This is a genomic window from Streptomyces canarius, assembly GCF_014650735.1.
Lineage (GTDB): Bacteria > Actinomycetota > Actinomycetes > Streptomycetales > Streptomycetaceae > Streptomyces > Streptomyces olivaceoviridis.
This window is the reverse complement of the sequence record NZ_BMVN01000031.1, coordinates 26,442-51,049: the sequence shown is the minus strand read 5'-3', so window position 1 is coordinate 51,049 and position 24,608 is coordinate 26,442. Positions and strand designations below refer to the sequence as shown.

Genomic DNA, 24,608 nt, shown 5'->3' with positions numbered 1-24,608 from the left:
TCACCACAGTCATGGAAGAGGAAGCCTCCGGTGAGCAGCGAGATCGGTCACGCCGTCCACCTTCGGTCCGACCGGGCGGGGCGCTCCACCGGCGCAGCCGCACGCCGCGTTCGGAATTTCCGTATGCTCAGGCGGTGTTGGGCGCCTACGTGGAACTACGCCAACTCGTCACCTTCGAGGCCGTGATCCGGCACCGGACGGTCACGGACGCCGCCGTCGCCCTCGGTCTCGCCCCCTCCTCCGTCTCGCAGCAGATCCGCACCCTCGAAGCCGGCCTCGGCGTCTCCTTGTTCACGCGCGGTCCCGGAGGCATGGACCCGACCCCCGCCGGGGAGCGGCTGCGCGGCTGGGCACGCACGCTGCTCGACACCGCCGAACGAGCCGTCCACGATGTCCGTGGCGAGCGCCTGCGGTTACGGCTCGGCGCCCTGGAGACCCTCGCGGGCTCCCACGTTCCCCTCGTCCTCGCCCGGCTGGCCGAACGCCGCCCCGACATCACGGTCGACGTCCGCTCCGACCGCACCCGCCAAGGGCTGCTCACGGACGTCGTGGACGGGCGCCTGGACGCGGCCCTCCTCCTGGACGCCGGGGAAGCCCTCGGCGGGCTCGGCTTCCCCGCCCCCGCCGAACCCCTGGCCTTCCTCGATCTCGACCCGGTGCCCCTGGCCCTCGTCGCGGCCCCGACCCACGCTCTGGCCACCCGCCCCGCGTTGACCCCCGCCGACCTCGACGGCGAGCGGCTCCTGGTCAACGTGCCGGAATGCTCCTTCTGGCTGGCCGGACAGCACCTCCTCGGCACGGGTCCCCGACGCGTCCGAGCCGGTGGTGTCCCCGTGATGCGCGCCTGGGCCGAACACGGCCTCGGTGTCACCCTGCTGCCCCGCTTCGCCGTCACCGACAGCCTCCGTACCGGCACCCTCGTCCAGTTGGCCCTCCCCGTGCCCGACCTCAGCCTGCGCCTCGTGTGGCGCAAGGACCGCGAGACCCTGCCCGAACTGCGCGACGTCCTCTACGCGGCTGCCCGCCCCTGAACAGCACATGGGGGCGGTGATCCACCGGGAGACGGTCTCGGGGTGGACCCGGAGGGGGCGGAAGTGCTCCCGGCCGGGCCCCTCGCCGGAGGAGTCACTGCGTGGTGGACGGGGGGCCGAAGGTGCGGGCGGTGATCGCGTCCAGCTTCGCGGCGAACGTGGCGGCCGGGTCGCGGCTGAAGCTGTGCAGCGCCACGGCGGCGGTGACGATCACGTCGCACAGCTCGTCGGCCACATCGGCCGACGTGTGGGTCACGCCCTTGCGGGGGTTCTGCCCGGTCAGACCGACGTACGCCTGCCCGACCTCGCCAACCTCCTCCGTGAGCTTGATCAGGCGCAGCGCCCGCTCGTGCTCGTCGCGGCCGTTCTCCCTGTCGAGCCAGTCGACCAGGCGGCCGATGGTCTCCCACTGCTCCGGGGTCATGTACGGGTGTCCTCTCGTGTCGTGGGTCGGGCGCGGGCGGGTCCGGCGCCGAACAGGGCGGCGAGGTGCCGTGCTCCTTGCTCTGGTACACCATGACCGACCCCACGTCAGGCGGTGGCCCGAGGGTGTTCGCGGGTGAGGTGGTGCACCTGGGTCCGGTCGGTGTGCGAGGCCAGCAGGTCCCGCAGTTCGACGGCGGCGGTCTTGAGGAGGTGTCCGTCGCGGGTGGCGTGGAGGGTTTCGAGGACGAAGGCGACGCGGGTGGAGTCTTCGGTGACGCGGGTGCGGTGGGCGTCCCGGTGGTTCCAGTGGCGGGTCAGTACGTCGGTGGTGTCGGTGTAGACGATCTCGCCGGCCTTGGGGTGTTCGGTGGTGTCGGGTTCGCCGAGCGGGGTGAAGGTCTCGCTGCCGTCGGCGTAGCGGATGTCGACGTCGCCGGTGACGTGGTCGAGGTCGAAGGCGCCGGCGGGCAGGCCGTGGCGGACGGAGACGGCGTTGTAGGAGTCGACGGCCGGGTTGATCCGAGGCAGCGTGCCCTTCTTGGCGAACCGGCGTCCGAGGGCGTCGACGCTGGGCCGGACACGGCGCGGGTTGGTGCCGAAGGAGCGGTAGGCGGTGTGCCACGCCTCGATGCGCGGGTCGCTCTCGTCGGCGGGCTGCCAGGCGCCGTCGGCGAGCTGTCGCTCCAGCTCCTCAAGGGCGGCGGCGGTCGCGGGCCAGGGTTCGCGGCAGCGCAGTCCGGTGGCGGTGACGACGGCGATGAGGGTGTCGGGGAAGGCGTCGGCCACGGCGGGGCCGAGGCGGAAGGTGGTCATCGTGAGGGATCCGTTCCGGAAGGGCGGGCGGGTACGGCGGGGTCAGGATTTCCAGGGGCCGATACGGTTCAGGCGGCGCCGCTGCTGGGCCGCGGTGGACGCGTCCAGGCCGGTGCCGCGCTCGGTGAGCCGGCGGGCGGTGCCGGTGCGCTGCTCGACGGGTTTGTGGTCGTCGTACTTGAACTTTGCGCGGACCTCGGTGACGTCCAGGCGCAGGCCGCGGATGCCGGACAGCATCCGTCCGTAGGGCGGCTGGTCGGGGTCGATGGGGGCGTGGTCTCCCTCGGGCTGGAAGTGGGCCATCTGGCGGCGCAGCAGCTCGGCCTTGGCCTCGGGGTCCTCGATGATCGTGGCCCGGCAGGTGAACTGGACGGCCGCGTAGTAGCTGGTCGGAACGCCGTCGGTGGGCGGGATGCCGGGCTGGGCGCGCCAGGGGCCGGGGACGAAGGCGTAGTCGCCGGTGACGGTGAAGGTGACGTTCGGGTCGGCCTCGATCGCCTTCCAGACCGGGTTGGGCCGGGCGAGGTGGACCAGCAAGGTGCTGCCGTCGACGGCGAAGTGGGTGGGCACGACGACGGGCGCCTGGCCGGGCGGGCCGTTGACGCTGAGGAGGCCGAAGTCGTGGCCGTCGGCGATCCAGGTCTGCCACTCGGCGTCGTCCAGGGCGGCGTCCCAGGGGTGGATGAACATGCGCGGGTCCTTCGGGGCGGAGGTGCGGGAGGTCAGGTGAGGGCGAGGAGGCCGACGGCGACGGCTGCGGTGCCCAGGCCGATCAGCTGCCCGCGGTGGATCCGCTCGGCGAGGACGGTGCGGGCGAGCAGGACGGTGCCGGCCGGGTACAGGGCGGTGATCACGGCGACGACGGCGAGGTCACCGCTGCGGGCGGCGAGCAGGAACAGCAGGTTGGCGATCGAGTCGAGCACGCCGGCCGTCGCCGACATCGCGTACGCCGGCTTCTCCGGCCCCAGCCGCCGGAACAGCAGCCCGACCGCGGCCAGGGTGACGGCGGAGGACACGGCGCGGCCGGTGATCAGGGGGCCGACGCCGCTGTCGGAGGGCGCCTGGTGCAGGAAGACCAGTTGCAGGGCGATGGCGGCCCCGGCGCCGAAGGCCAGCAGCAGCGCGGTGCGCGAGGGGCGGGCGCCGCCGGCGCCGTGTCCCGCGCTGACCAGCACCACGGACGCCAGCGCCAGTGGCAGGCCGATCAGTCCGGCCGGCCCCGGGTGCTCGCCCTGCGACAGCCCGACGCCGACCGGCAGCATCGCCGAGACCAGCGCGGTGACCGGGGACAGGACGTTCATCGGGCCGATCGCCAGCGTGCGGTAGAGCAGGGCGAACGCGACCGCCGATGCGACGCCGGAGGCCGCGCCCCAGGCGAGGGTGGCGGGAGCGAAGGAGGCGCCGAGGAAGGGCCACAGCAGGAGCTCCACCGTGAGGGAGGCCGGGGCGGCGATCATCACGGTGCGCAGGACGTGGGCCTTGCGGGCGCCGAGCCCGCCGAGGAAGTCGGCGCACCCGTAGGCCAGGGAGCTGCCCAGGGCCAGCAGCAGAGCGATCACGGGTACATCCCTTACTATCAGTGGAACGACTACACCGTACAGTGCACCGACCGGGATTCGTCAACCGAACGACCGCGCGGTGCAGTGCACTGATCCACTGCCGGAAGGGTGATGACGATGGCCGAGACCGAGGCGGCGTTGCGGACGCTCGCGCACAACGTCCGCGCGGCCCGTACCCGCGCCGGGCTGTCCCTGGACGAACTCGGCCGACGTGCCAAGGTCAGCAAGGGCGCCCTGGTCGCCCTGGAGAAGGCCCAGGGCAATCCGAACTTCGCCACCCTGGTCCGCCTCGCCGACACCCTCGGCATCTCGGTGTCCGCGCTGATGGAAGGTCCTGCGGAAGGCCGTGTCCGGATCGTGTCCGCCGACGCCGTCATGCCCCTGTGGGCCGGGGAGAAGGGCGGCGAGGCGCGGCTCATGCTCACCACCTCGGGACCGGCGCCGGTCGAGGTCTGGCGCTGGCGACTGGAACCGGGGGAGGAGTACCCCAGCCATCCGCACCAGCCCGGCGTCGTGGAGACGGTCAGCGTCACCGCCGGTCGGATGGTGCTCGTGGTCGACGGCACCGAGCATGCCGTCGAGGCGGGGCAGACGGCCACCTTCGACGGCGACGCCCCTCACACCTACCGTGGCGCGGGCACCGGGACCTGCCAGCTGATCATGACAGTCCACATCCCGCCCGGCCCTGGCTCCGCGAGCTGACCGGCGCGGTGGGGCGGCCACGCGGGACCCGCACCCGTCGGACTCGGGCGGCGAGGCCGCGGGTCCGGCTGCCGTAGGCGCACTGCGCCCGAGTCTCCGAGATCGCTCGTGATCGCCGGGCCTTCGCCCGGAGCACCCCACCGCGCGCGTGGGAGGGGTGCTCGTGCGTGTCGGGCGCGGTCAGGCTCAGGAACCGCCGCGCTCGCGGGGGATCTTCTGGCCGGCCTCGATCGCCACCGGCAGCCGGTTCTCGGCCGGGGGCAGCGGGCAGGTGGCCAGGTCCGTGTAGGCGCACGGCAGGTTCGCGGCACGGTTGAAGTCCAGGACGACCGTACCGTCGGCGGCGGGCGGCTCCAGTGTCAGGGACCGGTTGGCGGCGTAGGTGGTGACCCCGGAGGTCGCGTCGGTGAACAGCACCATCAGCCGGCCCGCACCACGGCCGGGGAACGCGGTCAGCGACAGCGGGCGCCCGTCCAGCTCGAACTCGACCCTGCCCGGGGCGTCGTACACGTGCTCAAGGCCCTCGACCGCGGCGCCCACGGTGGTCGGCCGTGGCGTGTCGAAGGGGATGTAGCGGCCCGTCACCGCCCAGCGCGGGTCGGGGGAGTAGGCGGGCGTTCCGGTGAAGGCGGTGCGCAGCGGTGCGTCCGGATGCCGGGGGCGCACGATGTCGTGGCCCCCGCGCCTGGCGACCTCGATGACGGCGTCTGCCCAGACGGCGTCGACGCCGCCGCGCTCGGGAAGCACGCCGAAGTGGTGCGTACCGCGCACCGGCGTTCCGTCGACGACCAGTTCCTCGCCGTCGTCGAGGTCCACGACGACGCCCTCGGGGCCGGTGCGCCACGTACCGGGTGCGTCGGGGAAGCGCTGCGGCCGGTCGTCGAGCCAGTGCAGGCCGGTGATCGCCAGGAACCCGTGCGGGGCGGCGAGCCGGGCCTCTTGGGCGCGGTACCAGTCCAGCCAGTTCTCGGTGAAGGCGTCGCGGTCGGTTGTGGTGGCTTCGGTGGTCATGGGCTCTCCTTCGTCACGGGGGTGCGGGGGACCGGCAGGACCGTCGGCGCGACCGGCGTGCTCAGCGGGCCAGGTCGCCGAGGAGTCGCCAGGTGCGTCGGCGGTCGGCCTCTCCGGCGATCTCGGTGCCCGAGAACACGACCTCGGTGGCGCCGGCGTCGCGGTAACGGCGTACCTCGGCCTCGACGGTCTTCTCGTCGCCGATCACGGCCAGGTCGGCGGCCCGTCGGCCGCCGGAGAGTTCGATGACCCGGGCGTAGGACGGGATCTGTTCGTAGAACGCGAGGTCCTCGGTGGCCTTGGCCCGCACCGCGTCGACGTCGTCGGTGACCACACCGGGCACGAGGGCCACGATCCGGGGCGCGGGGCGGCCGGCGGCCTCGGCGGCGGCGGTCAGGGCGGGGACGATGTGGTCGGCCAGGGCGCGTGGTCCCGCCAGGTAGGGCAGGATCCCGTCCGCCAGCTCACCGCTGACCCGCAGCGCCTGCGGCCCCATCGCGGCGACCAGCAGGGGGACGCCGTCCTCGGCGCCCGGTACCCGCGCCGGGACCGGGGTGGCGGCGGTGAGCAGTTCACCGTGGAAGTCGGCCGTGCCCGTCTCGGTCAACTGACGCAGCGCGGTGAGGAATTCACGCAGGCGGGCGATGGGGCGTTCGAAGGGCAGGCCGAAGCCGGCCTCCGTCAGGAGTTTCGTGCCCAGGGCCAGACCGAGGTGGTAGCGGCCGTGCGTGGCGGCCTGGGCGGTCTGGGCCTGGCTGGAGACCAGCAGCGGGTGCCGGCCGAAGACGGGGATCGCGGAGGTGCCGACGTGCAGTCCGGGCACTTCCCGCCCGACGATCGCCGCGAGCTGGGGCGAGTCCGCGCCGAAGGTCTGGCCGAACCAGGCCGACGCGAGACCGAACTCCGCTGCCTCCCGGGCCAGTTGAACGGTGGCGTCGACCTGGTTCGGCGCGTCGGACGCGTTGAGCGCTACTCCAACAGTCATGTCAGTCAGAACGGGCGCCGGTCGGAGCCGCATTCCGGTCCGTGTGTGACAGCTTCTTGTCAGTCATGTGTACGAGGGCCCGTCTTGGGCTCAGCCCGCCTGCCGCCGGTCCGGTGCGGAGCGGTGGGGGAGAGCACGGGAGGACCCCTCTGCCCGTCCCGTGAAGTGGCGCGGTACGCATGGGCGTCGCGTACGAAGAGCTTGTGCAGGTCACGGACCGCCCGCGGAACGGAGCCGGGGAAGGGCGGCGCTGCAATCCCAGCAGCACGCCGCGACGCCGAGGCGGTCGCCGTCGCCGCCGAGCCGGGTCGGTGCGCCACCTGGATCGCGGCCAGGTTCGCCCGTGAGCCCGCGATCCTCGCCACGGCAGTTCAGTTTGTCGGCCTCGATCACAAGCTCTGGGTCCTGCGCGTCGCGATGAGTTCCGAGGGGTCCGGCGGTCGTACTGTCGAACCCGTCATCAAGGAGGACTTCGGATGCGCAGCGTGACCTATTCGATGAACGTCTCACTTGACGGTTACATCGTCGGGCCGGACGGCGGCTTCGACTGGACGGTGCCCGACGAGGAGGTCTTCCGGTTCACCACCGACGAGGTGCGAGAGGTCGGCGTCTACCTGATGGGACGACGGCTGTACGAGACGATGCTGTACTGGGAGACCGTCGATCAGAATCCGTCGGTCGACTTCTCGACGGTTGAGTTCGCCGCGGTCTGGAAGTCGCTGCCCAAGGTGGTGTTCTCCACCACGCTGTCGGCGGTCCGGGGCAACGCCCGCCTGGCCTCCGGCGGCCTGGCGGCGGAGGTCGAGCGGTTGCGGGCCGAACCGGGAGAGGGTGACATCGCGGTCGGCGGCGCGACTCTCGCCGCCGAGGCCGCCGCGTCGGGCTTGATCGACGAGTACCGGGCCAAGGTCCACCCGGTGCTGGTGGGCGGTGGAACCCCCTTCTTCCCCCGGCACGAGCGCCGGGTGGACCTCGAACTCGTCGAGACCCGCACCTTCAGCTCCAGAGTCGTCTACCTCCGCCACCGCGTGGCGCGCTAGTTGTTCTGTCCGGGGAGGTTGTGGACGGGTGAGCCGGGTCTCGGCTGAGGGATCTTGAACAGGTGAGGGCCGACGTCCACGAGGGCCCAGCCGAGGCGGCCCGGGTCTGGGTTGTCGCGACCTCGGCGTCCGTGAGCAGTGTGTCGTCGAAGCGCAGGGCGTCGAGCAGTAGCCTGCGCGGGGATCGGGCATGGAGATTCCGGACGCGTGGGCCCCGGGGCTCGTTCATGGGTCCACGCCGTGCCCGGCGCATTACTCTGAGTCCATGCGGCAGGGGGCGGCGGCAGCGGCGGGGCAGGGGCGGGACTGGCGGGTCGGTGACCGGGTCCTCGGGGTGTACGAGGTGACCGGTGCTCTCGGTCAGGGCGGCATGGGGCGCGTGCACCGGGTGCGGCACCTGGGGTGGGGCACCGATCTCGCCGTCAAGAGTCCGCGTGCGGAGCTCTTCCGGGACGAGGCGGACCAGGAACGGTTCGTCCGCGAGGCGGAGACGTGGGTGGGGCTGGAACTCCATCCGCACCTGTGCGGATGTCACTACGTGCGCACGATCGGCGGGGTGCCGCGGGTGTTCGCGGAGTACGTGGACGGCGGAAGCCTGCGCGAGTCGATCGACGAGGGCCGGCTCTACCGGGGAGCACGCGACGAGGTGGTGGGCCGGATCCTGGACATCGCCGTCCAGGTGGCGCGCGGGCTGGCGCACGCCCACCTCAGCGGGGTGGTGCACCAGGACGTCAAGCCGGGCAACGTGCTGCTCGACCGGCAGGGCACCGCGAAGATCACCGACTTCGGGCTCGCGCGGGCCCGGCACTTCGGCACCCGGCCGACGCCCTCGGGCCGAGTGGCCGACGGGGCAGCACCCGGCCGGGCAGCACCCACGCTTCTGGTCACGCACGGCGGGATGACGCCCGCGTACGCCTCGCCCGAGCAGGTGCGGGGCGCGCCCCTGAGCCGTCGCACCGATGTGTGGAGCTTCGCGGTCAGCGTGCTGGAGATGTTCACCGGGACGGTGACGTGGGGCGTGGGGTCCGCCGCCGGGGCCGCGCTCGCCGCGTACCGGCTGAGCCCGCCGCCCGACGCCCCGGTGGCCTCGATGCCGGGAGCACTCGCGGACCTGCTGGAACGCTGTCTGCGCGAGCGCGTCGAGGAGCGGCCCGACGACCTGGCGGCGGTGGCCGGGGAGTTGGCCGAGGTGTACGCACGGGAGGTTGCCCGCCCGTATCCGCGCCGGGCGGAGAACGCCGCCGTGCACCGGGCCGACGGGCTGAACAACCGGGCGATGTCCCTGCTCGACCTCGGCCGGACGCGGGAGGCGGAGGCCGCGCTCGCCGAGGCGCACGCCGCCGACCCGCAGCACCCGCAGGCCACGTACAACCTCGGGCTGCTGAGGTGGCGGTCCGGCACGCTCGCGGACGACGCGCTGGTGGACCGGATGGAGTCGGCGAGGGCGAGCGCGGAAGGGCCCTCGCCCGCCGACCACCTCCTCGCCCAGGTGCACCTCGAACGCGGCGATCACGAGTCCGCCCTGCCCCTCCTGCGCGCGGCGTCCGCGACCGCGGAGGCGACCGCGGACGCGGACGCCGGCACGGCCCTGCGCGACGCGCTCGCGCACGCCGAGCGCGAACACGCCGCCGGCGGGCGCCTGCTCGCCACCTTCACCGGGCACCGGGCGGTCGTGCACGCGGTGAGTCTCAGCGCGGACGGCAGCCGCGCGCTGTCCGGTGACGACGCCGGGGACGTACGGCTGTGGGACACGGCCACCGGCCGCCCGCGCGCCCTCAAGGGACATCGGGCCGCCGTGCACGCGGTGTCGCTGAGCCCGGACGGCCGTCTCGCCCTGACGGGTGGGCACGACGGCGACGTACGGCTGTGGGACACCGCGACCGGCCGCTGCCTGCGCAGGCTCTCCGGCCACACCGGCTCGGTCCGCGCCGTCCGCCTCGCCCCCGACGGGAGCACCGCCCTGACCGGCGGCTGGGACGGCACCCTGCGCTGGTGGGACGTGGCCACCGGCCGCTGTCTGCGGGTCGTCGACTCCCCTGAGGGGCCGGGCGGGGCGGGCCGCGAGGTCAACGCCGCCTGCCTGAGCGCCGACGGTCGGCTCGCCCTGTTCGTGGGCGGTCGGACCGTACTCTGGGACCTGGTGGACGACCGCCGCGTGCGGACCCTGGACCGCGGCACGATCTGGCCGGCCGCGCTGAGCCACGACCGGCGGCACGCGCTGACCGGCGGGGGCGACCGGGCTCTGGTGTGGCGGGACCTGGCGACCGGCCGGTCCCTGCGCACCCTGCGGGCGGACGCCCGGCCCCCCTGGGCGGCAGAGCTGAGCGCCGACGGGCGGTTCGCGGTGTCAGGGGCCATCGGCGGCACGCTGCGCTGGTGGGAGCCCGCCACCGGGCGCTGTCTGCGCACCTACGACGCGCACTTCTCCCAGGTGACCTCGGTGAGCCTGAGCGGGGACGGCCGGCGGGTGCTGACCGGGGGCGACCACCGGGTACGACTGTGGCAGCTGCCCGCCCCCGACGCGTACACCGCGCCCTTCCGGATCTGCCGCCCCCGCTCCCACACCGAACTCACCCGGTACGACGACCGGGTCGCCGCGCTGCTGGACGACGCCGAGTCGTCCGCGGGACGGCAGCGGTACGCGGACGCGCTCGCCCTGGTGGCCGAGGCACGCGCCCTGCCGGGGCACGAGCGGGACACCCGGGCCCTGGCGGCCTGGCACCGGCTCTCGCTGGTCACCGTCCGGACGGGGGTGCGCGGCGCCTGGGCCGCCGGGACCGTCGAGCTGCCCACGTCCGGTACGCAGGCCCACGCCACCGCGGACGGCCGGCGCGCCCTGTGCGCGGACCTGGACACCCTGCGTCTGTGGGACTTCGAGGACGGTGGCCGGTGCGTGCGCACCTTCGACGGGCACGACGGAGCGGTCCGGGCCGTCTGCCTCAGCGCCGACGAACGCCTCGCCCTGTCGGGCGGGGAGGACGGGACGGTCCGCCTGTGGGACGTCCGCACCGGTCGCTGCCTGAGCGTGCTCGCGGGGCACGGGGCGACGGTCCGCTCGGTGAGGTTCAGCGGCGATGGGCGCTTCGCCTTCTCCGGCGGGGAGGACGGGTCCGTGCGCTGGTGGGAACCGGCGGCCGGACGGATGCTGCGGGCCTACGCGTACGGACGGCACAAGGTGGACTCGGTGTGCCCCAGCGCCGACGGGCGGTTCCTTCTCTCCTGCGGCGAGGGCAGCAGGGCGCGGCTGTGGGAGCTGGACTCCGGCCACCGGGTGCGGACCTTCGAGGACCTGAGCCGGGACGCCGTGACGGACTCGCCGCTGCTGGGCTTGCTGCACTCGGCCCAGCTCACCGCGGACGGACGGCACGCGGTGACCGCCAACGGCGACGGGCGGGTGGCGCTGTGGGACGTGGCGGGCGGGCGGCGTCTGCACGTCTTCGAGGAGCACGTCGGGAGCGACGGGCACGCGGAGCCCATGACGTCGGTGTCCCTGAGCACGGACGGCCGCTTCGCGCTGGCCGCCAACTGGGACACGACCGTGCGGCTGCTGGATCTGCGGGCCGGACGCTGCCTGCGCACCCTGGGCGGGCACCGGCGCTGGGTGCAGTCGGTCCACCTGAGCGCCGACGGGCGTTACGCGGTCTCCACCGGGACGGACGGGACCCTGCGCCGGTGGGAGCTCGACTGGGAGCTGGAGGCCAGGGAGCCGGCGGACTGGGACGAGGGCGCCCGCCCGCACCTGGAGGCGTTCCTCGCCGCGCACACGCCGTTCGGGCGGCCCGCGTCGCACGGCCTCCAGTCGGTGTCGTACGACCCGCGGCTGGCCCGGCACGGACAGCCGGTGTGGTCCGAGGCCGACGCGGACCTGCTGCTGCGTCACCTCGCACGGGCCGGATACGGGTGGCTGCGGGCGGCCGGCGTGCGGGCGGAGCTGGAGCGGATGGCCGCGGCGTGGCAGGGTCCGCGTCCGCTGCCCGCACCGCGGCGGGAGCCGACGGGGCTGCTCAGTTCAGCAAGGCATCGATATCGGGCTTGGCGAGGACGCCCGCGCAGCTGACGCAGACCGGCCTGCGCAGCACACGCCGGGTCACGCACCGGTCGCAGAAGTAGGCGCGGCAGCTCGCACAGTGCCAGAAGACCACGGCCCAGTGCTCCGGGTCGTTCCTGGCGACCGGGTTGCCCCCCGGAACGCGCGACACCGACAGCAGGCGATCACAGCCCCGCCGGGAACACATCATGACGGCCATGGAACGGACCGTAGCAGCGCGGGGGGACGGAAGACAGTGCCCCGCAACAGGCGGCGGGGGATCAGGAGTTGGAGGAACCCCCGCCTCCCGTGTGACTGCCGCCCGCCGTACGGGTCAGCCGCCGGGCCTCGTCCTCGATCCTGCGCACCACGCTGCCGCCGCTGCCGTCGTCCACCCCGCTGGCCAGCAACTGCGCGGCGACGGTGGTGAAGTACTGCGCGGCGGCCAGCACATGGCCGTGGGCGTCGACGGCCTCGCCGTCGCGCAGCCGCAGCAGTGCCTGGGAAGCGTCGCTCATCACCCGGACGACCTGCTGCGAGAGCTGCGCGCGGGTCTCGGTGGGCAGCCCCACCGCCCGCCCCACCTGTCGTTGGATGCTGTTGCAGGACCGCTCCAGCTCCTCCAGCAGCGTGAAGTCACGGCGGACCGCGGGGCCGACCCCCGCCGAGGGGTAGGAACTGCTCCGCAGCAGCAGGTGGGTGAGCGCCCGCGGCTCGTACCGGTGCAGGTCGATGGCGTGGGTGGCACCCAGCGCGGGCCGGAAGCACGGATGGATGTGGAACTCCGCCTCGTGCGGCTGTACGGGCACGTGGGCCCCGCCCGTGTAGACCACGTCGTTGCCGCGCCGCACCCCCAGGAAGCCGACGCCGTACAGCGTGTCGACCACGCCGGGCGCGGTGAGCCCCTCGGCGTACGCGGGGTACTGCCGGTGGAGGGTCTCGGCGACGGTGTCGAAGCGGGCCTCCAGCGCGCTGCGCATCACCACGTAGCCGGTGTTCTGGAACATCACGAACAGCTGTGCCAGGAAGGGGTGGGTGACCAGGTACTCCTTCGCCAGGTCCTGTAGCTTCCACTCCGAGAACTGCCGGGTGGCGAGCAGGACGTCGCTCTCGTGGATGCTCTCGTGCTCCCGCTCGACGGCGGTGTCCCGGCACGCGTTGAGGTACTGGATCGCGTCGCGCGGGCGGGGCAGGGCGCGGCCGAAGAGGAAGTCGGCGGTGTCCTCGCCGCCCACGGCCGGCGGGAAGACCTCCCGCCACAGCCGGTCGCCGGTCAGCTCGGCGCCGGCCGACGCGCGGGCCCGGGCGAGAGCGAGGTCCCGCAGGCCGGTGGCGGTCCACTGGATGCGCAGCTCCTCGCTGTGGAACTTGTCGCCCTCGCTGAAGTTGAGGGTGTCGTAGATGTCGGCGCGCAGGAAGAGCAGACAGCGCAGCGCCTTGCCGTACGCGCCCGAGACGTGCTTGGCCGCCAGCAGCAGCCCGATGACCATGGCGTTGCTGTCCGGGTCGCTCGACCAGATCTGCTCCAGCTGGTCCACGAGCAGCAGGAGCGGGGCGTGCGAGCCCGCGCAGTCCAGATCGGCGAACGCCTCCGCCACGCCCCGCTCGACGACCTCCAGCTGACGTGCGGCGCGGGCGCCTTCGGAGGCCGGCGGGGCACCGCCCACATCCACCGCCGCCTTGACGCCGAACGCTTCGAGGGACAGCGACGTCTGTAGCCCGGTCACGCCGCGGAGCAGCCGGTCGTAGAGACGGGGCTCGTCCGCGGACTCGCCATTCGCGCGGAGGAACCGCCGCAGTGTCCTGACCGGGCGGGGCAGTCGCCGCAGCCCGTGGACCCGCTTGGCGTGGGCGACGATGTGTCGCGCGGCTTGGACGGCGAAGACGTAGCGCCAGATCAGCGACTTGGCCGTGTCACCGGTGAGCCCTTGCAGTTCGAACCGGCGTATCTCGTCGCCCGCCGCGTCGTCGGGGGTGATCAGGGCGGTGCCGCCGGGGTGGACGCCGTCGGCGGTCAGACGCATGCAGATGGCGCTCTTGCCGGAGCCCTTGCGGCCGATGATGAGCATCTTGCGGCCGGACACGGCCGCGTCGTAGGCGGCGGTCCGCAGGAACCCCTCGCGCAGCAGGCCGTCGGACATGTCCCGCTCGGCGTCCTCCCGCCCGAAGTAGAGGCGCTCGACCACACCCGACGGCCCCGTCATGGATCCCCCAACTCCCCTGCCCGGCTCGGTCCTCGCTGGGCATGATGCCAGCTTGTGGCCGCCGGTTCCCGCCGGTTTCCGCAGCGGAGTCGGGCAGTCGGGCGGGGCCGCGCCGCCGTGGTCCCCACCCCCGGCCGGCGAAGCGTTCCCGACCGTCAGGACGGTGAAGCGACGGGTGTGGCGCTCACGTGCAGTTCGGTCCAGCGGGCGGCTATCCGCCGCAGTCTGCTCCGGAAGTCCCGCTGTGCGTCCGAGTCACCGCTCAGCAGTTCGGCGGTCCGGCGGGGGCAGTCGCAGCCGTCCCACCCGGCGATCTCCGCGAGCTTCTCCGCGCGCGGGTAGTCACGGAACTCGTTGAGCGCCTCGTACACGGCCGGCCGGCAGCGGTCGCACCCGTCGGGCCGGGAACGCACCACCTCGTCGATCACGGGAGCGAACCACGAGATCGAGAGATCCCCGGCCTCGCCGTCGCGGGCCTTGTCGTCCGCGGTCCGCGCGAGGAGCCGTACGAGCATCCACAGGGTGGGGGGTTCCCACATCCCCTGCTCGTGCGCCCAGCCCAGCAGGGTTCCGGACTTGGCGCTCAGGGGGAACACCATTTGCGTGGTGTAGCCCGCGGCGCGGGCGTCCCGGATGCCGGCGAGCGTGTCGTCGTAGGCCTCCTTCTGGGACAGGCCCATGGCCCCGAGGGTGAGGTTGGCGATCGACGCGAAGCCGGCTTCCCGGAGCATTCCCGCCGCGTTCAGATATGCCTTCTGGGGCGTGGGTTTCAGATGGCAGAGGGAACGGACCTCGGGGTTCCATGACTCCACGCCGACCTGTCCGACGATCTGGGTGTCCGGCAGGAGCGTGCGGAGCACGTCGAGTTTCTCCTCGGTGAACACCTCGGGCCGTGACTCGAAGGCGAAGAGGGCCGGTCGCCGTTCCGCCACCTGCCGCAGCAGCTGTTCGCGCAGCTCGGGAGAGACTTCAAGGTCGTCGAGGAGGCTGCCGGAAGGGGAGAGGTAGATGTGCGCGCCCTCGGGCACCTCGGCGAGTCTGCGCCGGACCGAGCGGACGATCCGGCGGGGATCGACCTCGGGGCCGATGCCGTAGTTGCACATGCTGCACTGTCCGGCCCGGTCGTACGTGCAGCCGCGGGTGCGGAACCAGAACTGGTACATGCGGACGGTTTCGCGGGCGTGGCCGGTCGCGGCCGTGTAGGTCCTCAGACGAGAGTTGGTGTATTCCGGGAAGGGCGGACGGTTCTGGCGGATGGCGCGGTTGGCCCGCACCAGGAGGTTTCTGAGTTGCCGTTCGGACATCTCGTCCACCAAAAACTCCTCTCGTCGAGGGTCATCGGTGCCGGGGCCCCGTTCACGACCGGAACCCCCGCATCGCGCGGCGCCCGCAGTGCTCCGCCGCGGCCGACCAGTGCGGCGCTACATGCTCTGTCATGGACAGCGCGGGAAGGAAGCTCCTCGATGGGCTATGCCCGTGTCATCAGCCTTGAGGCGCGCCCGATCTCCCCTTGGTGAGGGACGGGCGCGGCGCGAAAGTCCCAGGGGGCCGGTTCAGACGCCGGGAGCGAGGAGGCGAGCCATGACGTCCGGAGAGCGACCCGCTCTGACCCGCAGCGTCCAGCGGGCGGTGCACGACACGGCACGGCGCGCAGGGCCTACGGCCGCCTTGTCGGCACTGTACGAGGCCATCGGCCGGGACACCCCTTCGCGGGGGCCCGGCGGACACGCACTCGTCCCCGAGGGTGTCCGGCACGATGCCGCGGACACCACCGTGCTCCCCGGGATCGACGGCCTCGGCCTGCTCCCGCTGCGCGGCCCGACCGCGCCCGACGCACCGGCGCGCGAACCGGAACCGGAGGGCGGCCCCATCGGTCCCGCCGCCTGGGCCGAGGTGCTGACCTGGCTGCGGCTGGGGCTGTCGGTGAGGATCCTCGACGAGGCCCTCGGATACCTCCGCGACCGGGTCACGGGCGGATCGCCGCTGCTGTCACGGCAGTTGATCAAGGGCGCGCTCGCCGACGCGGTCGCCCTCCAGCTACAGGTTCGCTCGGTGCTCGACGCGCACGCTCCCGGCGACGTTCCCCGGCCCCTCTCGGCCGGCCTGAACGCGATGGTCACCCAGGCCGACCGCATCCTCCTTCCCCTCTTGGGCGCGAGCGGCTTCACCACCGGGGGCCCGGGCAGCGTGGCCCACGCGTCGGAACTGCTCGTGGACACCTACTTCACCATCGCGCAGGAGGGCACGGAGCCTTGCTGACCACGTCCGAGGAGCGTCTCGCGCTGTTGCGGCACCAGGTACGGGAATGGGCGGCCGAGGTGCGGCCGTTCGCCCTGGAAGTGGACCGGGATCCGAGCCTGGCCACCGGGCTCCTGCACCTGCCCACGGTCGCGCTCGCGTCCAGGGTGCAGATCCCGCCCCCCTACAACGACCGGCCCCTCTCCATCAAGGGCGAGGTCTTCCACGTCACCGGCGCACTGGAACGCGCCGTCTGGTGCGAGGAGGTGGCCTGGGGCGACCTGGGGATCGGCCTGGCCTCGCCGGGTGCGTCGATGTGCGGGGTCCTGGTGGAGGCACTGGGCAGCGAGGCGCAGAAGAGGCGCTTCTACGGGGATCTGCTGGAGCGCCCGACCTGGACGATGTTCGCTCTGACCGAACCGCACACCGGCTCCGACCCCGCATCGCTGGGCAGCACCTTCTCCCGGTCGGACACCGGCGGCATCAGGCTCGACGGGACGAAGCGGTTCGTCAGCAACGCGGTGCGGGCACGCTTCGGCGCGGTCTTCGCCCGCACGGGCCCGGGTCCGTACCACATCCGTGCGGCCCTCGTGGACACCTCGCTCCCCGGCTACCACGCCGAGCCGATCCCCACCATCGGTGTGCGGGCCGCCCAACTCGGTGCGGTGACACTGGAGTCGGTGGAACTGAGTGAGGAACACATGCTGGGATCCGGCCTGTCCAGCCTCAGAAGAGGGCTGTGGGGCTGGAGCCGCGTGCTCGACGTGCTCCGGCCCACCGTAGCCGCCATGGCCGTCGGGCTTGCCCGGGCCGCGTACGAATACGTGTGTGAGCACCGCGCGGAGCCGAGCCGCGAGGACGCCGCCCGGCTCGCGCGGATGGCACACGAGATCGATGCCGTCAGGCATCTCACCCTGAGCGCCGCGGCGGCGGTGGACCGGAACCAGGAGAACGGACACCTGGCCTCGGTGGCGAAACTGCGGGCGGCGCGCCTGGCCGTCTCGGTGACCCGGGCGGCGCCGGCCTTCTTCGGGGCCGGCGGGCGCATCGAGCACCCGCTGCTCGACAAGTACGCCCGGGACGCCCTGGCCTTCGAGTTCATGGAGGGCAGTCAGAACGTCCAGCGCCTCGCCGTCGCCGGTGCCCTGACGCGTGGCACGCTCGACCCGGGAGCCCCGGTCGGCTGACCGCGCACCGGAGCGGCGCGGCCCACGTCAATCCTCCTGGGCTGCCAGGGAGATGGCCGCCGCGGGACACAGCGAGACGGCCTCGGCGGCGTTCCGCGCGTCCTCGCCGGACAGGGTGCCGCCGACCAGACGTACCAGGCCGTCGTCCGCCTGGTCGAAGACGCCCGGTGCGGTGCGGACGCAGTTGCCCGAACCCACGCAGCGCGAGCGGTCCGCCGTGATGCGCACCGTGGTCCTCACCACCGCACCGGAAGGGCGCCGAGGCCGAAGACCAGGCCCTGACGGACCGGCACCTCGTCCACCGGGGCGGCGAGCCGCAGCCTCGGGAAGCGCTCGAAGAGCCTGCTGAGGGCGACCTCGACGTCCAGGCGGGCCAGGTTCTGGCCGATGCACTGGTGGACACCGAAGCCGAACGACACGTGGTTGCCGTGGCGCCGCCGCAGGTCGAGCCGGTCGGCATCCTCGAAAACGCCGGGGTCGCGGTTGGCGGCGGGGTTGAGGAGCACCACGCCGTCGCCGGCTCGGATGACGACGCCCGACGTCTCGATGTCGGCGATGGCGACACGGACCAGACCACTGGTGACGGACAGGAAGCGCAGCAGTTCCTCGACCGCGCGTGACCAGGGCACCTCGCCCGCACGCAGCCGGTCGAGTTCGTCCCCGTGGACGAGCAGGGTCAGCACGGCGAGGGCGATGGTGCTGATGGTGACGTCCTGCCCCGCGACGACGAGGACCGTGCCGTAGTGCACGAACTGCTCGGTCGTCAGCCGTCCGTCCCGCACCTGGGCGGCGAGGTCGTCGAGGAGGCCGTCGCCGCCGGGCCGGTCCGGCATGCGCGCGAGGAGGGAGCGCAGGAAGTCGTCGAGGGGCGGTACGAGGTCGAAGTGGCGGTGCAGGAGGTCGTGCAGTGCGCTGCCGTCGGGCCCGTGCAGGCCGAGGATCTCGGTCATTCCGGTGGCGACCAGGGGCCGGACGTAGGCGCTGATCAGCTCGGCGGGTTCCGTGCGTGGCCGCGCCGCGAGGCCGTCCAGGAGCCGGTTCGCGGCTGCTTGGAGTGCCGGCCGTCGGCTCTGGACGCGTTTGAGTGCGAGGCTGGGGAGCATGGCGCGGCGCTGCTCGGTGTGCAGGGGCGGGTCGGTGCGCAGCAGCGCTCGCATCGCGTGGTGGCGCCCCGGCCGGGCGAGCGCCAGCACGCGCACCAGGTCGGGGAACTCCGCCTTGTCGCGGTCGACGGTGAGCCGTTCGTCGGTGAGCAGTGACCGGAACGCGGCATGGCCGGTGACCGCCCAGGCATCCCGCCCGTCGTAGAGCCTGATCCTCGTCACGGGGCCACGGCCGCGCAGGTCCTCGTAGGCCCGTGGCGGGTGGTAGGGGCACTCCCGGGTCAGCGGGAGGCCGGGCAGGTCGTGGGGTTGCCGGTCCGGGTGGGCGGCAGCGGGGGTCCGCCGGGCGGCGTCGGGCATCGTCACTTCCTGGCGTCGGGGGTCGGTGAGAGTTTCGCGGCCACGGCGCCCAGGGGCAGCGGCCCCAGCAGGTCGGCCGGGATGATGCCGGTGAATCCGGCGTCCTCCAGGTGGTCGACGACCGAGGGGGCGAGCGCCGCCCTGCCTCCCGCCGGGAGGTACGGCGTGGCCATGTCGACGGTAAGTGCGGGGCACCGGGCGGCGAGTGCGGTCGCCAGCGCCCGTTCCTCAGGGGTGTACGGAGGCACGGGACGGCTCGGGAATCCGTCGCCCTCGGCGGTCACCACGGCCGTGGCCCAGGCCCGCGGTGTGCTGTGTTCCGGCGCGTCGGCGCACACCACGAACCGGTGCGGCAGCACCAGGCACGGGTGGGTGACCAGCGCGGCCGACAGCCCGTGGCGCAGTCGCTCCGGCGTGGTGTCACCGGCCACGTAGGCGACGAGCCGGGTCCCGCCGTCGTCGGTGCCCTCGGTGAGGACGGCGGCCTCGACGACGCCGGGCAGCCGGGCGAGCAGCGCGGTGCACGCCCGCGTGTCGGCCCAGGCGTGGTCCACGTGGACCCATCCGGGCCCGAACCGGCGTCTCGGCAGCGCGAGTTCGTCCTGCACGCCGTCGAGCGGCAGGTCCATCGGGAGGGTGCCGTCGGCCCAGCCGCCGATGAGTGCGCCGATGCCGCGCAGGGCCTGCCCGATGCGGTCGCCGTCCGTCACGGAGACATGGCCGTGCATCGACAGGGTGACGCCGTCCTCGCCCGCCTCCACGGCGAAGTACAGGTCGGCGCTGTTGTCCTGCCAGTCGATGGGGGCCTTCTCGACGACGAAGTCGTCCGTGGTGCTGCCGGCGTCGCCCGTGCCGTCCGGGGCCGGGGCGCCGGCCCCCGGACTCCTGCGGGCGAAATAGTTGTAGGTGACCCCGGTCCGCAGGTTCATGCCGCGCTCGTGACCGGCGCGAACCCGTTCCTCGGCCATCTCCAGCGAGGAGTAGCGGGCATAGCGCTGGGCCATGACAGTGGCGCTGAAGACCTTGTTCAGCAGGGACGCGGCGGTGTCCTGGGGAGCCACGTCGAAGACGACCAGCGCGGGCTGGAAGAAGCAGCCCACGGCGGACGACAGCATCGGGTCGGCCCGGTTGGCGGTGTCCATGGAGACGACGCACCGGTCGTTGCCCGACAGCGCCGACAGCACGGTGCCGAACGCCGTCAGGTAGACCACGCCGGGGCCGATCCCACGCTCCGCGGCGACGAGTTCGGCGGCGTGCACGAGCCGCCGGGACGTCAGCGTCACGCGCTCGTACGGGCTCGGCGGGGTGAAGCCCGCGAAGTGCCCCACGGGTGCCGGCCGGTAGTCGGGGAACATGCCCTGCGGGATCGAGCGGTAACGGTCGCGCCAGTAGGCGCGCACCCGTTCCCGGTAGCGGGCCCGCTCCGGGGAGTGGTCCAACTCGGCCTGTTCCCGGGGCTGTCGTGTCTCGGGCAGCGGTACGTCGTCGTGCCCGGCCGCGAGCAGGGAGCGGAAGGCGTTCTCCAGCGCGATCCAGCTCTGCCCGTCGATCACGCAGTGGATCGCCGTCATCAGCACCCAGGAGTCCCCCGCGTCCCCCGCGATCAGGGCGAAGCGCACCGGCCGGTCCCGGGCGGGGTCGAAGGGACGCGCGCCGAGGCGCTCGGTCACCGCGGGGAGGTCCGCGGCGCTCGCCCGCAGCCGCAGGTCGAAGGTGACCGGCCAGGGCGGACGGACCACCTGGACGGGTGTGCCGGCGTCGTCGAGGAGGAAGTTGCTGCGCAGCGACTCGTAGCGGGCCACCAGGGCGGTGAGCGCCGCGAGGACGGCCGTGTCGGGGACGCCGGAGTCGAACCGCCACGAACGGCTGATCTTCACGCAGTCCCGGATGGCGCCGTAGGCGGGCACGTCGAAGTAGAGGAACCAGTAGTGCTCCTGGCTCCAGAGCATCGGCGCCCAACGGGTGCCGGCCCGCTCCGGCGTCGGGGTCTCCCGGCCCGCCGCCGCTCCCGGTGCGGGGTGCCGGGGTGCGCCGGCGTTCACAGGGGTGCCGCCTCGGCCAGGGTGTTCTGCCGCACCTGCTTGTTGACGAAGGCCGCCGCGGCCACCAGGACGTTGGCGCCGACCACGTTGAAGACGGCCACCGTCCAGTACATGCCGTGGGGGCTGTCGGTCGCGGCGCAGACCCAGGCGCCCACGACCACGTTCCCGCCGAAGTAGACGGCGTTCAGCAGGACCGCGAGCCGCCCGCCGCCGATGTGTTCCAGGAGCGTCAGGGCGACCAGGACCGGGCCCTGCACCGCGTAGGTCAAGGCCACGATGCCCAGGTACTCGCTCGCCACCGCGGCGGCGTCGGTGTCGCCGGTCATCACCTGGGCGATGGCGTCGCGGGCGAAGAACGTCACCACGGCGATGGCGGCGAAGACGGCGAACGACAGCACGATGCCGCTGCGGTACGTCACCCCCAGCGACCCGTACGCACCCGCGCCGCGCAGCTGGTTGAAGATGATCGCGGTGGCCGAACCCAGCACGATCCCGGGCATGAGGATCAGGCTCTGCACGGACGACGCGGTGGAGAATCCGGCGACGGTCGCCTCGCCGTACGGCCCGAGGACCCAGAGCAGGGCGAGGCTGTAGAAGGAGATGAGGCCGAGCGTCGCGCCCACCGGAACGCCCACGGACCGGACGTGGCCGAGCACTTCGCGTCGCCAGGGCGCGCGTTGTCCCGGCCGCCAGAGCCCCGCCCGGCGCATCAGCCACAGGCCCGCGGAGGTACCGGCCAAGGCGCAGACGGCGGCTGCGACGGGCAGGCTGTCGATGCCGAGGCCGGTGCCCAGGCCGAGCCAGGCGACCAGAGCGACTTCGGTGAAGGAGCTGACCAGGGTCAGCATGAGTCCCTGCCGGGCGAACCCGAAGCCACGCAGCGCGGACGCGCACAGCGCGGGCCCGAAACCGAGCAGGCTGACGACGGACATCCAGCGCAGGAACCACACGAACTCCGATCGCGCCGTGTCGGACACGTCGAAGAGGTGGGCGAAGCCGGGTGCGCCCAGCGACAGCACGAGGGTGAGCGACGCCCCGAGGACCACCCACACCTTCGTCATGCTCACCGTGAGCGGGAAGACGTCCTCGGGCTTCTCACGGCCCTTGCTGAGCGAGCAGGCGACCTGGGTGCTGACCGCGAGCGCGGCGTTGATCGCGCTGAACACCATGCCCAGCGGCAGGAAGAGCGAACGCACGTACAGTGCCTGGTCTCCCATCCGCCCGACCATGGCGACCAGGGTCAGCATGGTGAGATAGCCGAGGAGATCGCCGAGCACCATGGGGACGGCCAGGCGCCCGATCTTCCGCGACACCCGCGTCGGCGGCGCGTCCGGTAAACCCCTCGCGTCACTGTGCCCTGTCATCAGCGTCCTCCTCCTTCGTGGCCTGTCCGGCCCTCGTGGTCCGCGCAGCCGTCTCCCCGGGCGTGGCCCACTGCTGTGCGGGACGGTCCTCGATGCCGGCGGGGAGCCCGGCAGCACCGTCTGCGCGTACCGGGTGGCCCGAAGCGGCCCCGCGGCCTCCGCATGTCCGGAATGCTCGTCTTTCGTCGGCGCGGTGCGTAGCACAACGGATATGGCCACGCGGGCAGCTCACAAGTCAGGGCGGCGGTGCCGGTGACATGTGTGGCACCGTAAGTGAGGAAAGGGGAGGCGGATGCATCAACCCAGCACCTCAGGTCCCTTGGCCCGGGCAGGGTCCACGCCCGGCGTCCACCGTCCGTCGCCGGCCTGGAGCCGGCCCATGGGCAGCCCGCCGTCCACGTGGATCGTCTGCCCGGTGATGTACGAGGCGTCGTCCCCGGCGAGGAAGGCGAGCGCCGAGGCGACGTCGTCCGGGCGTCCGGTCCGGCGTACCGGGGCGGCGTCGGCGACGGACGCCGCCTTGACGGCCCCGAGGCCGTCGGCGCGGTGGGTCATCGGGGTCTCGATGTACCCGGGGGCGACGGCGTTGACCGTGATGCCGAACGGGCCGAGTTCCACGGCCAGTGCGCGGGTCAGACCCTCCAACCCGGCTTTCGCCGCTGCGTAGTTGGCCTGGCCGTGACTGCCCAGCGCGGAGATGCTGGACAGGTTGAGGATTCTGCCCCAGCGGGCGCGTGCCATGTGCTTCTGCACGGCGCGGGCGCACAGGAAGGCCCCTCGCAGATGCACCGCGTGGACGGAGTCCCAGGCCCGTTCGGACATGGTGTACAGGGCGCTGTCGCGGATCACACCCGCGTTGTTGACCAGGATGTGCACCGTGTCGAACCGCTCGGCCGTGGCCCGGACCATCGCTGTGACCTGGTCCGGGTCGGTGACGTCGCACGCCACGGGCAGCGCCCTGCCGCCCTCGGCGGTGATCTGCGCGGCGAGTTCCTCGACGCCGCCGACATCGATGTCGGCGACGGTGACCGCGGCGCCCTCGCGGGCCATACGGCGGGCTGTGGCCGATCCGATTCCGCCGGCGGCCCCGGTCACGACGGCTGTTCTCCCGTTCACGAACGTTCCACCGATCCTTCTTTGGTCGCCCGATTTCGCCTTCGTCCGGACACACCGCAACGGTCGTAATACGGCCGTCTTCCGCGTGATCGTGATCTTCATCGTAGGGCGGTTGTATGAACAGCGTCAAGAGTGCATTCCGCAAAGAAAAGGTGTGTACTGTGGTGGCAATCTGCCTCTGATACTACTGTTGACTAATTCGCTTTAGTTGCTTAGCGTCCCGTTGTCTCGCCGCGGACCTGCGCCGATGTGGGCTGCTGGATGTCAGGGCAGAACGGACATATGGTGAAGGAATCAGCTACCTTACCCGTTAATTTCGTAGCGCACTTTCTGGTCGCAGACGGATACGGAAGTCTGGCCGAATACGCCGCCATGGGAATGGCGAGAGAAGGCGCTCGGGTCAACCTCCTCCCCATCAAGGTATTTCGGGAAGGGCTGGCCCCGGCCGTCCTCGAACTCCTGGAGAAATCCACGCCCTACCGGGAAGGGCCGGTCCTGTTCTCGGCCGCTCTCGAACCCGAGCTGGAGCAGTACGCCGACACCGAGCACTTCGTCCACACGATGTGGGAGTCGAGCCGGCTGCCCGCCGACTGGCCGGACAGGCTGAACCGCACCCGAGCGGTGATCGTGCCCACCCGGTTCGTCGCCGACGTCTGCCGGTCGAGCGGCGTCACCGCCCCCGTCGAGGTCGTCCCCGAGGGGGTCGACCCGGATCTCTACCCGTGGATCGAGCGTCCCGCCCGGCAGGGCATGACGACTCTGGTCGTCGGTACCGTGCTGCCGCGCAAGCACGTCGCCCAGGCCATCGAGGCGTGGCACCTGGCCTTCGACGGCGACCCGGACGCCCGGCTGATCATCAAGTCCCGGTTCCGGACGGCGCGGACGTACGGCCTGACCGCCGACGACCCGCGCATCACCGTGATCGACGACGAGGAGATGGTCCGCGGCATCCTGCACTGGTACGAACAGGCCGACGTGCTGCTCGCGCTGGGCAGCGAGGGGTTCGGTCTGCCCCTGGTCGAGGGCATGGCGACCGGCCTGCCCGTCATCGCGCTGTCCTCCGAGGGGCAGGGCGACGTCTGCGCGGACGCGGGCGACCTCGTGCTGTCCGTGCCGCCCGGCGGCTGGGAGACGGCGGACGAACCGGGCTACGGGCGCTGCGGAGTACGGGGGGTCCCCGACGTGCCCAAGGTCGCCGAACAGCTGACCTGGGTGGCTCGCCACCGCGAGGAGGCGGCCTCCATGGGGGCCGCCGCGTCGCGGTGGGTGCACCGCAACCGCAACCTCTGGAACAAGGGCCCCGCCCTGCTCGACGTCATGGAGACCCACATGCGGCCGCCGCGGCGACTCCGGGTGAGGTGACCAGCGCACGTCGGCCGCCCGATCAGAAAGGCAATGCC

The 24,608-nt window shown here is 72.7% G+C and carries 19 protein-coding genes and 1 pseudogene; 7 read left to right on the top strand and 13 right to left on the bottom strand.

Annotated features, from left to right (window positions below; all coding sequences use genetic code 11):
- Window positions 1-134: 134 nt before the first annotated feature.
- Window positions 135-1,031: a LysR family transcriptional regulator gene (locus tag IE294_RS32630; protein ID WP_229917496.1), complete on the top strand. Its 897-nt coding sequence runs from the start codon at window positions 135-137 to the stop codon at window positions 1,029-1,031.
- A gap of 94 nt (window positions 1,032-1,125) precedes the next feature.
- Here IE294_RS32630 and IE294_RS32625 read toward each other — a convergent pair whose 3' ends face one another.
- From IE294_RS32625 to IE294_RS32610, 4 genes are all read right to left on the bottom strand, one after another.
- Complete coding sequence (locus tag IE294_RS32625; protein ID WP_189892084.1) at window positions 1,126-1,455, bottom strand: MazG-like family protein; 330 nt, start codon at window positions 1,453-1,455, stop codon at window positions 1,126-1,128.
- Window positions 1,456-1,562: 107 nt separating this feature from the next.
- Entirely contained in the window at window positions 1,563-2,270 is a 708-nt protein-coding gene (locus IE294_RS32620; protein WP_189892082.1) for a B3/B4 domain-containing protein, read from the bottom strand.
- A gap of 42 nt (window positions 2,271-2,312) precedes the next feature.
- On the bottom strand, window positions 2,313-2,960 hold the full coding sequence (locus IE294_RS32615) for an FMN-binding negative transcriptional regulator (RefSeq protein WP_189892080.1): 648 nt from the start codon (window positions 2,958-2,960) through the stop codon (window positions 2,313-2,315).
- Between the two features lie 32 nt (window positions 2,961-2,992).
- Window positions 2,993-3,829 carry an EamA family transporter gene (locus IE294_RS32610; RefSeq protein WP_189892078.1) on the bottom strand — a complete coding sequence of 279 codons (837 nt, stop codon included), beginning with the start codon at window positions 3,827-3,829 and terminating at the stop codon, window positions 2,993-2,995.
- A gap of 117 nt (window positions 3,830-3,946) precedes the next feature.
- Between IE294_RS32610 and IE294_RS32605 the strand changes: the two genes are divergently transcribed.
- Window positions 3,947-4,531: a helix-turn-helix domain-containing protein gene (locus IE294_RS32605; protein WP_189892076.1), complete on the top strand. Its 585-nt coding sequence runs from the start codon at window positions 3,947-3,949 to the stop codon at window positions 4,529-4,531.
- Between the two features lie 186 nt (window positions 4,532-4,717).
- Here IE294_RS32605 and IE294_RS32600 read toward each other — a convergent pair whose 3' ends face one another.
- The gene (locus IE294_RS32600; protein WP_189892074.1) at window positions 4,718-5,542 is read right to left on the bottom strand and encodes a DUF1684 domain-containing protein; all 825 of its coding nucleotides are present in this window, start codon (window positions 5,540-5,542) and stop codon (window positions 4,718-4,720) included.
- A gap of 61 nt (window positions 5,543-5,603) precedes the next feature.
- A complete protein-coding gene (locus tag IE294_RS32595; RefSeq protein ID WP_189892072.1) occupies window positions 5,604-6,527 on the bottom strand; it encodes an LLM class F420-dependent oxidoreductase in 924 nt (307 codons plus the stop codon).
- Between the two features lie 476 nt (window positions 6,528-7,003).
- Here IE294_RS32595 and IE294_RS32590 point away from each other — a divergent pair, with 476 nt between their 5' ends.
- Both IE294_RS32590 and IE294_RS32585 read left to right on the top strand, forming a co-directional pair.
- The gene (locus IE294_RS32590) at window positions 7,004-7,567 is read left to right on the top strand and encodes a dihydrofolate reductase family protein (RefSeq protein WP_189892070.1); all 564 of its coding nucleotides are present in this window, start codon (window positions 7,004-7,006) and stop codon (window positions 7,565-7,567) included.
- Between the two features lie 265 nt (window positions 7,568-7,832).
- Window positions 7,833-11,624: a serine/threonine-protein kinase gene (locus IE294_RS32585; RefSeq protein ID WP_189892069.1), complete on the top strand. Its 3,792-nt coding sequence runs from the start codon at window positions 7,833-7,835 to the stop codon at window positions 11,622-11,624.
- Window positions 11,625-11,875: 251 nt separating this feature from the next.
- Here the strand turns inward: IE294_RS32585 and IE294_RS32580 are convergent, their stop codons facing one another.
- Both IE294_RS32580 and IE294_RS32575 read right to left on the bottom strand, forming a co-directional pair.
- Complete coding sequence (locus tag IE294_RS32580; RefSeq protein WP_189892067.1) at window positions 11,876-13,798, bottom strand: P-loop ATPase, Sll1717 family; 1,923 nt, start codon at window positions 13,796-13,798, stop codon at window positions 11,876-11,878.
- 155 nt (window positions 13,799-13,953) lie between these two features.
- Window positions 13,954-15,111 carry a hypothetical protein gene (locus tag IE294_RS32575; protein ID WP_189892065.1) on the bottom strand — a complete coding sequence of 386 codons (1,158 nt, stop codon included), beginning with the start codon at window positions 15,109-15,111 and terminating at the stop codon, window positions 13,954-13,956.
- A 268-nt stretch (window positions 15,112-15,379) separates the two neighbouring features.
- Between IE294_RS32575 and IE294_RS32570 the strand changes: the two genes are divergently transcribed.
- On the top strand, window positions 15,380-16,057 hold the full coding sequence (locus tag IE294_RS32570) for an acyl-CoA dehydrogenase family protein (RefSeq protein ID WP_189892062.1): 678 nt from the start codon (window positions 15,380-15,382) through the stop codon (window positions 16,055-16,057).
- A complete protein-coding gene (locus IE294_RS32565; protein ID WP_229917494.1) occupies window positions 16,051-17,223 on the top strand; it encodes an acyl-CoA dehydrogenase family protein in 1,173 nt (390 codons plus the stop codon). Before IE294_RS32570 ends, IE294_RS32565 begins: the two co-directional genes overlap by 7 nt.
- 27 nt (window positions 17,224-17,250) lie before the next feature.
- Here the strand turns inward: IE294_RS32565 and IE294_RS32560 are convergent, their stop codons facing one another.
- From IE294_RS32560 to IE294_RS32540, 5 genes and pseudogenes are all read right to left on the bottom strand, one after another.
- Complete coding sequence (locus tag IE294_RS32560) at window positions 17,251-17,463, bottom strand: ferredoxin (RefSeq protein WP_189892060.1); 213 nt, start codon at window positions 17,461-17,463, stop codon at window positions 17,251-17,253.
- The gene (locus IE294_RS32555) at window positions 17,460-18,686 is read right to left on the bottom strand and encodes a cytochrome P450 (protein WP_189892058.1); all 1,227 of its coding nucleotides are present in this window, start codon (window positions 18,684-18,686) and stop codon (window positions 17,460-17,462) included. The genes IE294_RS32560 and IE294_RS32555 overlap by 4 nt, the downstream gene beginning before the upstream one ends.
- 2 nt (window positions 18,687-18,688) lie before the next feature.
- Complete coding sequence (locus tag IE294_RS32550) at window positions 18,689-20,728, bottom strand: condensation domain-containing protein (protein ID WP_189892056.1); 2,040 nt, start codon at window positions 20,726-20,728, stop codon at window positions 18,689-18,691.
- Window positions 20,725-22,092, bottom strand: a complete 1,368-nt coding sequence (locus IE294_RS32545) for an MATE family efflux transporter (protein WP_229917492.1) — start codon at window positions 22,090-22,092, stop codon at window positions 20,725-20,727. The genes IE294_RS32550 and IE294_RS32545 overlap by 4 nt, the downstream gene beginning before the upstream one ends.
- A gap of 387 nt (window positions 22,093-22,479) precedes the next feature.
- Window positions 22,480-23,208: pseudogene (locus tag IE294_RS32540) on the bottom strand (SDR family NAD(P)-dependent oxidoreductase); the annotation flags it as partial.
- A gap of 372 nt (window positions 23,209-23,580) precedes the next feature.
- Here IE294_RS32540 and IE294_RS32535 point away from each other — a divergent pair.
- Window positions 23,581-24,570 carry a glycosyltransferase family 4 protein gene (locus tag IE294_RS32535; protein WP_189892052.1) on the top strand — a complete coding sequence of 330 codons (990 nt, stop codon included), beginning with the start codon at window positions 23,581-23,583 and terminating at the stop codon, window positions 24,568-24,570.
- Window positions 24,571-24,608: the final 38 nt, after the last annotated feature.

What these genes read in the sequence shown, in the direction of transcription:
- IE294_RS32625 (WP_189892084.1), bottom strand. Translation starts at nt 1,455, where the DNA reads ATGACCCCGGAGCAGTGGGAGACCATCGGCCGCCTGGTCGACTGGCTC.
- IE294_RS32620 (WP_189892082.1), bottom strand. Translation starts at nt 2,270, where the DNA reads ATGACCACCTTCCGCCTCGGCCCCGCCGTGGCCGACGCCTTCCCCGAC.
- IE294_RS32615 (WP_189892080.1), bottom strand. Translation starts at nt 2,960, where the DNA reads ATGTTCATCCACCCCTGGGACGCCGCCCTGGACGACGCCGAGTGGCAG.
- IE294_RS32605 (WP_189892076.1), top strand. Translation starts at nt 3,947, where the DNA reads ATGGCCGAGACCGAGGCGGCGTTGCGGACGCTCGCGCACAACGTCCGC.
- IE294_RS32600 (WP_189892074.1), bottom strand. Translation starts at nt 5,542, where the DNA reads ATGACCACCGAAGCCACCACAACCGACCGCGACGCCTTCACCGAGAAC.
- IE294_RS32595 (WP_189892072.1), bottom strand. Translation starts at nt 6,527, where the DNA reads ATGACTGTTGGAGTAGCGCTCAACGCGTCCGACGCGCCGAACCAGGTC.
- IE294_RS32590 (WP_189892070.1), top strand. Translation starts at nt 7,004, where the DNA reads ATGCGCAGCGTGACCTATTCGATGAACGTCTCACTTGACGGTTACATC.
- IE294_RS32585 (WP_189892069.1), top strand. Translation starts at nt 7,833, where the DNA reads ATGCGGCAGGGGGCGGCGGCAGCGGCGGGGCAGGGGCGGGACTGGCGG.
- IE294_RS32580 (WP_189892067.1), bottom strand. Translation starts at nt 13,798, where the DNA reads ATGACGGGGCCGTCGGGTGTGGTCGAGCGCCTCTACTTCGGGCGGGAG.
- IE294_RS32570 (WP_189892062.1), top strand. Translation starts at nt 15,380, where the DNA reads ATGACGTCCGGAGAGCGACCCGCTCTGACCCGCAGCGTCCAGCGGGCG.
- IE294_RS32555 (WP_189892058.1), bottom strand. Translation starts at nt 18,686, where the DNA reads ATGCCCGACGCCGCCCGGCGGACCCCCGCTGCCGCCCACCCGGACCGG.
- IE294_RS32545 (WP_229917492.1), bottom strand. Translation starts at nt 22,092, where the DNA reads ATGACAGGGCACAGTGACGCGAGGGGTTTACCGGACGCGCCGCCGACG.
- IE294_RS32535 (WP_189892052.1), top strand. Translation starts at nt 23,581, where the DNA reads ATGGGAATGGCGAGAGAAGGCGCTCGGGTCAACCTCCTCCCCATCAAG.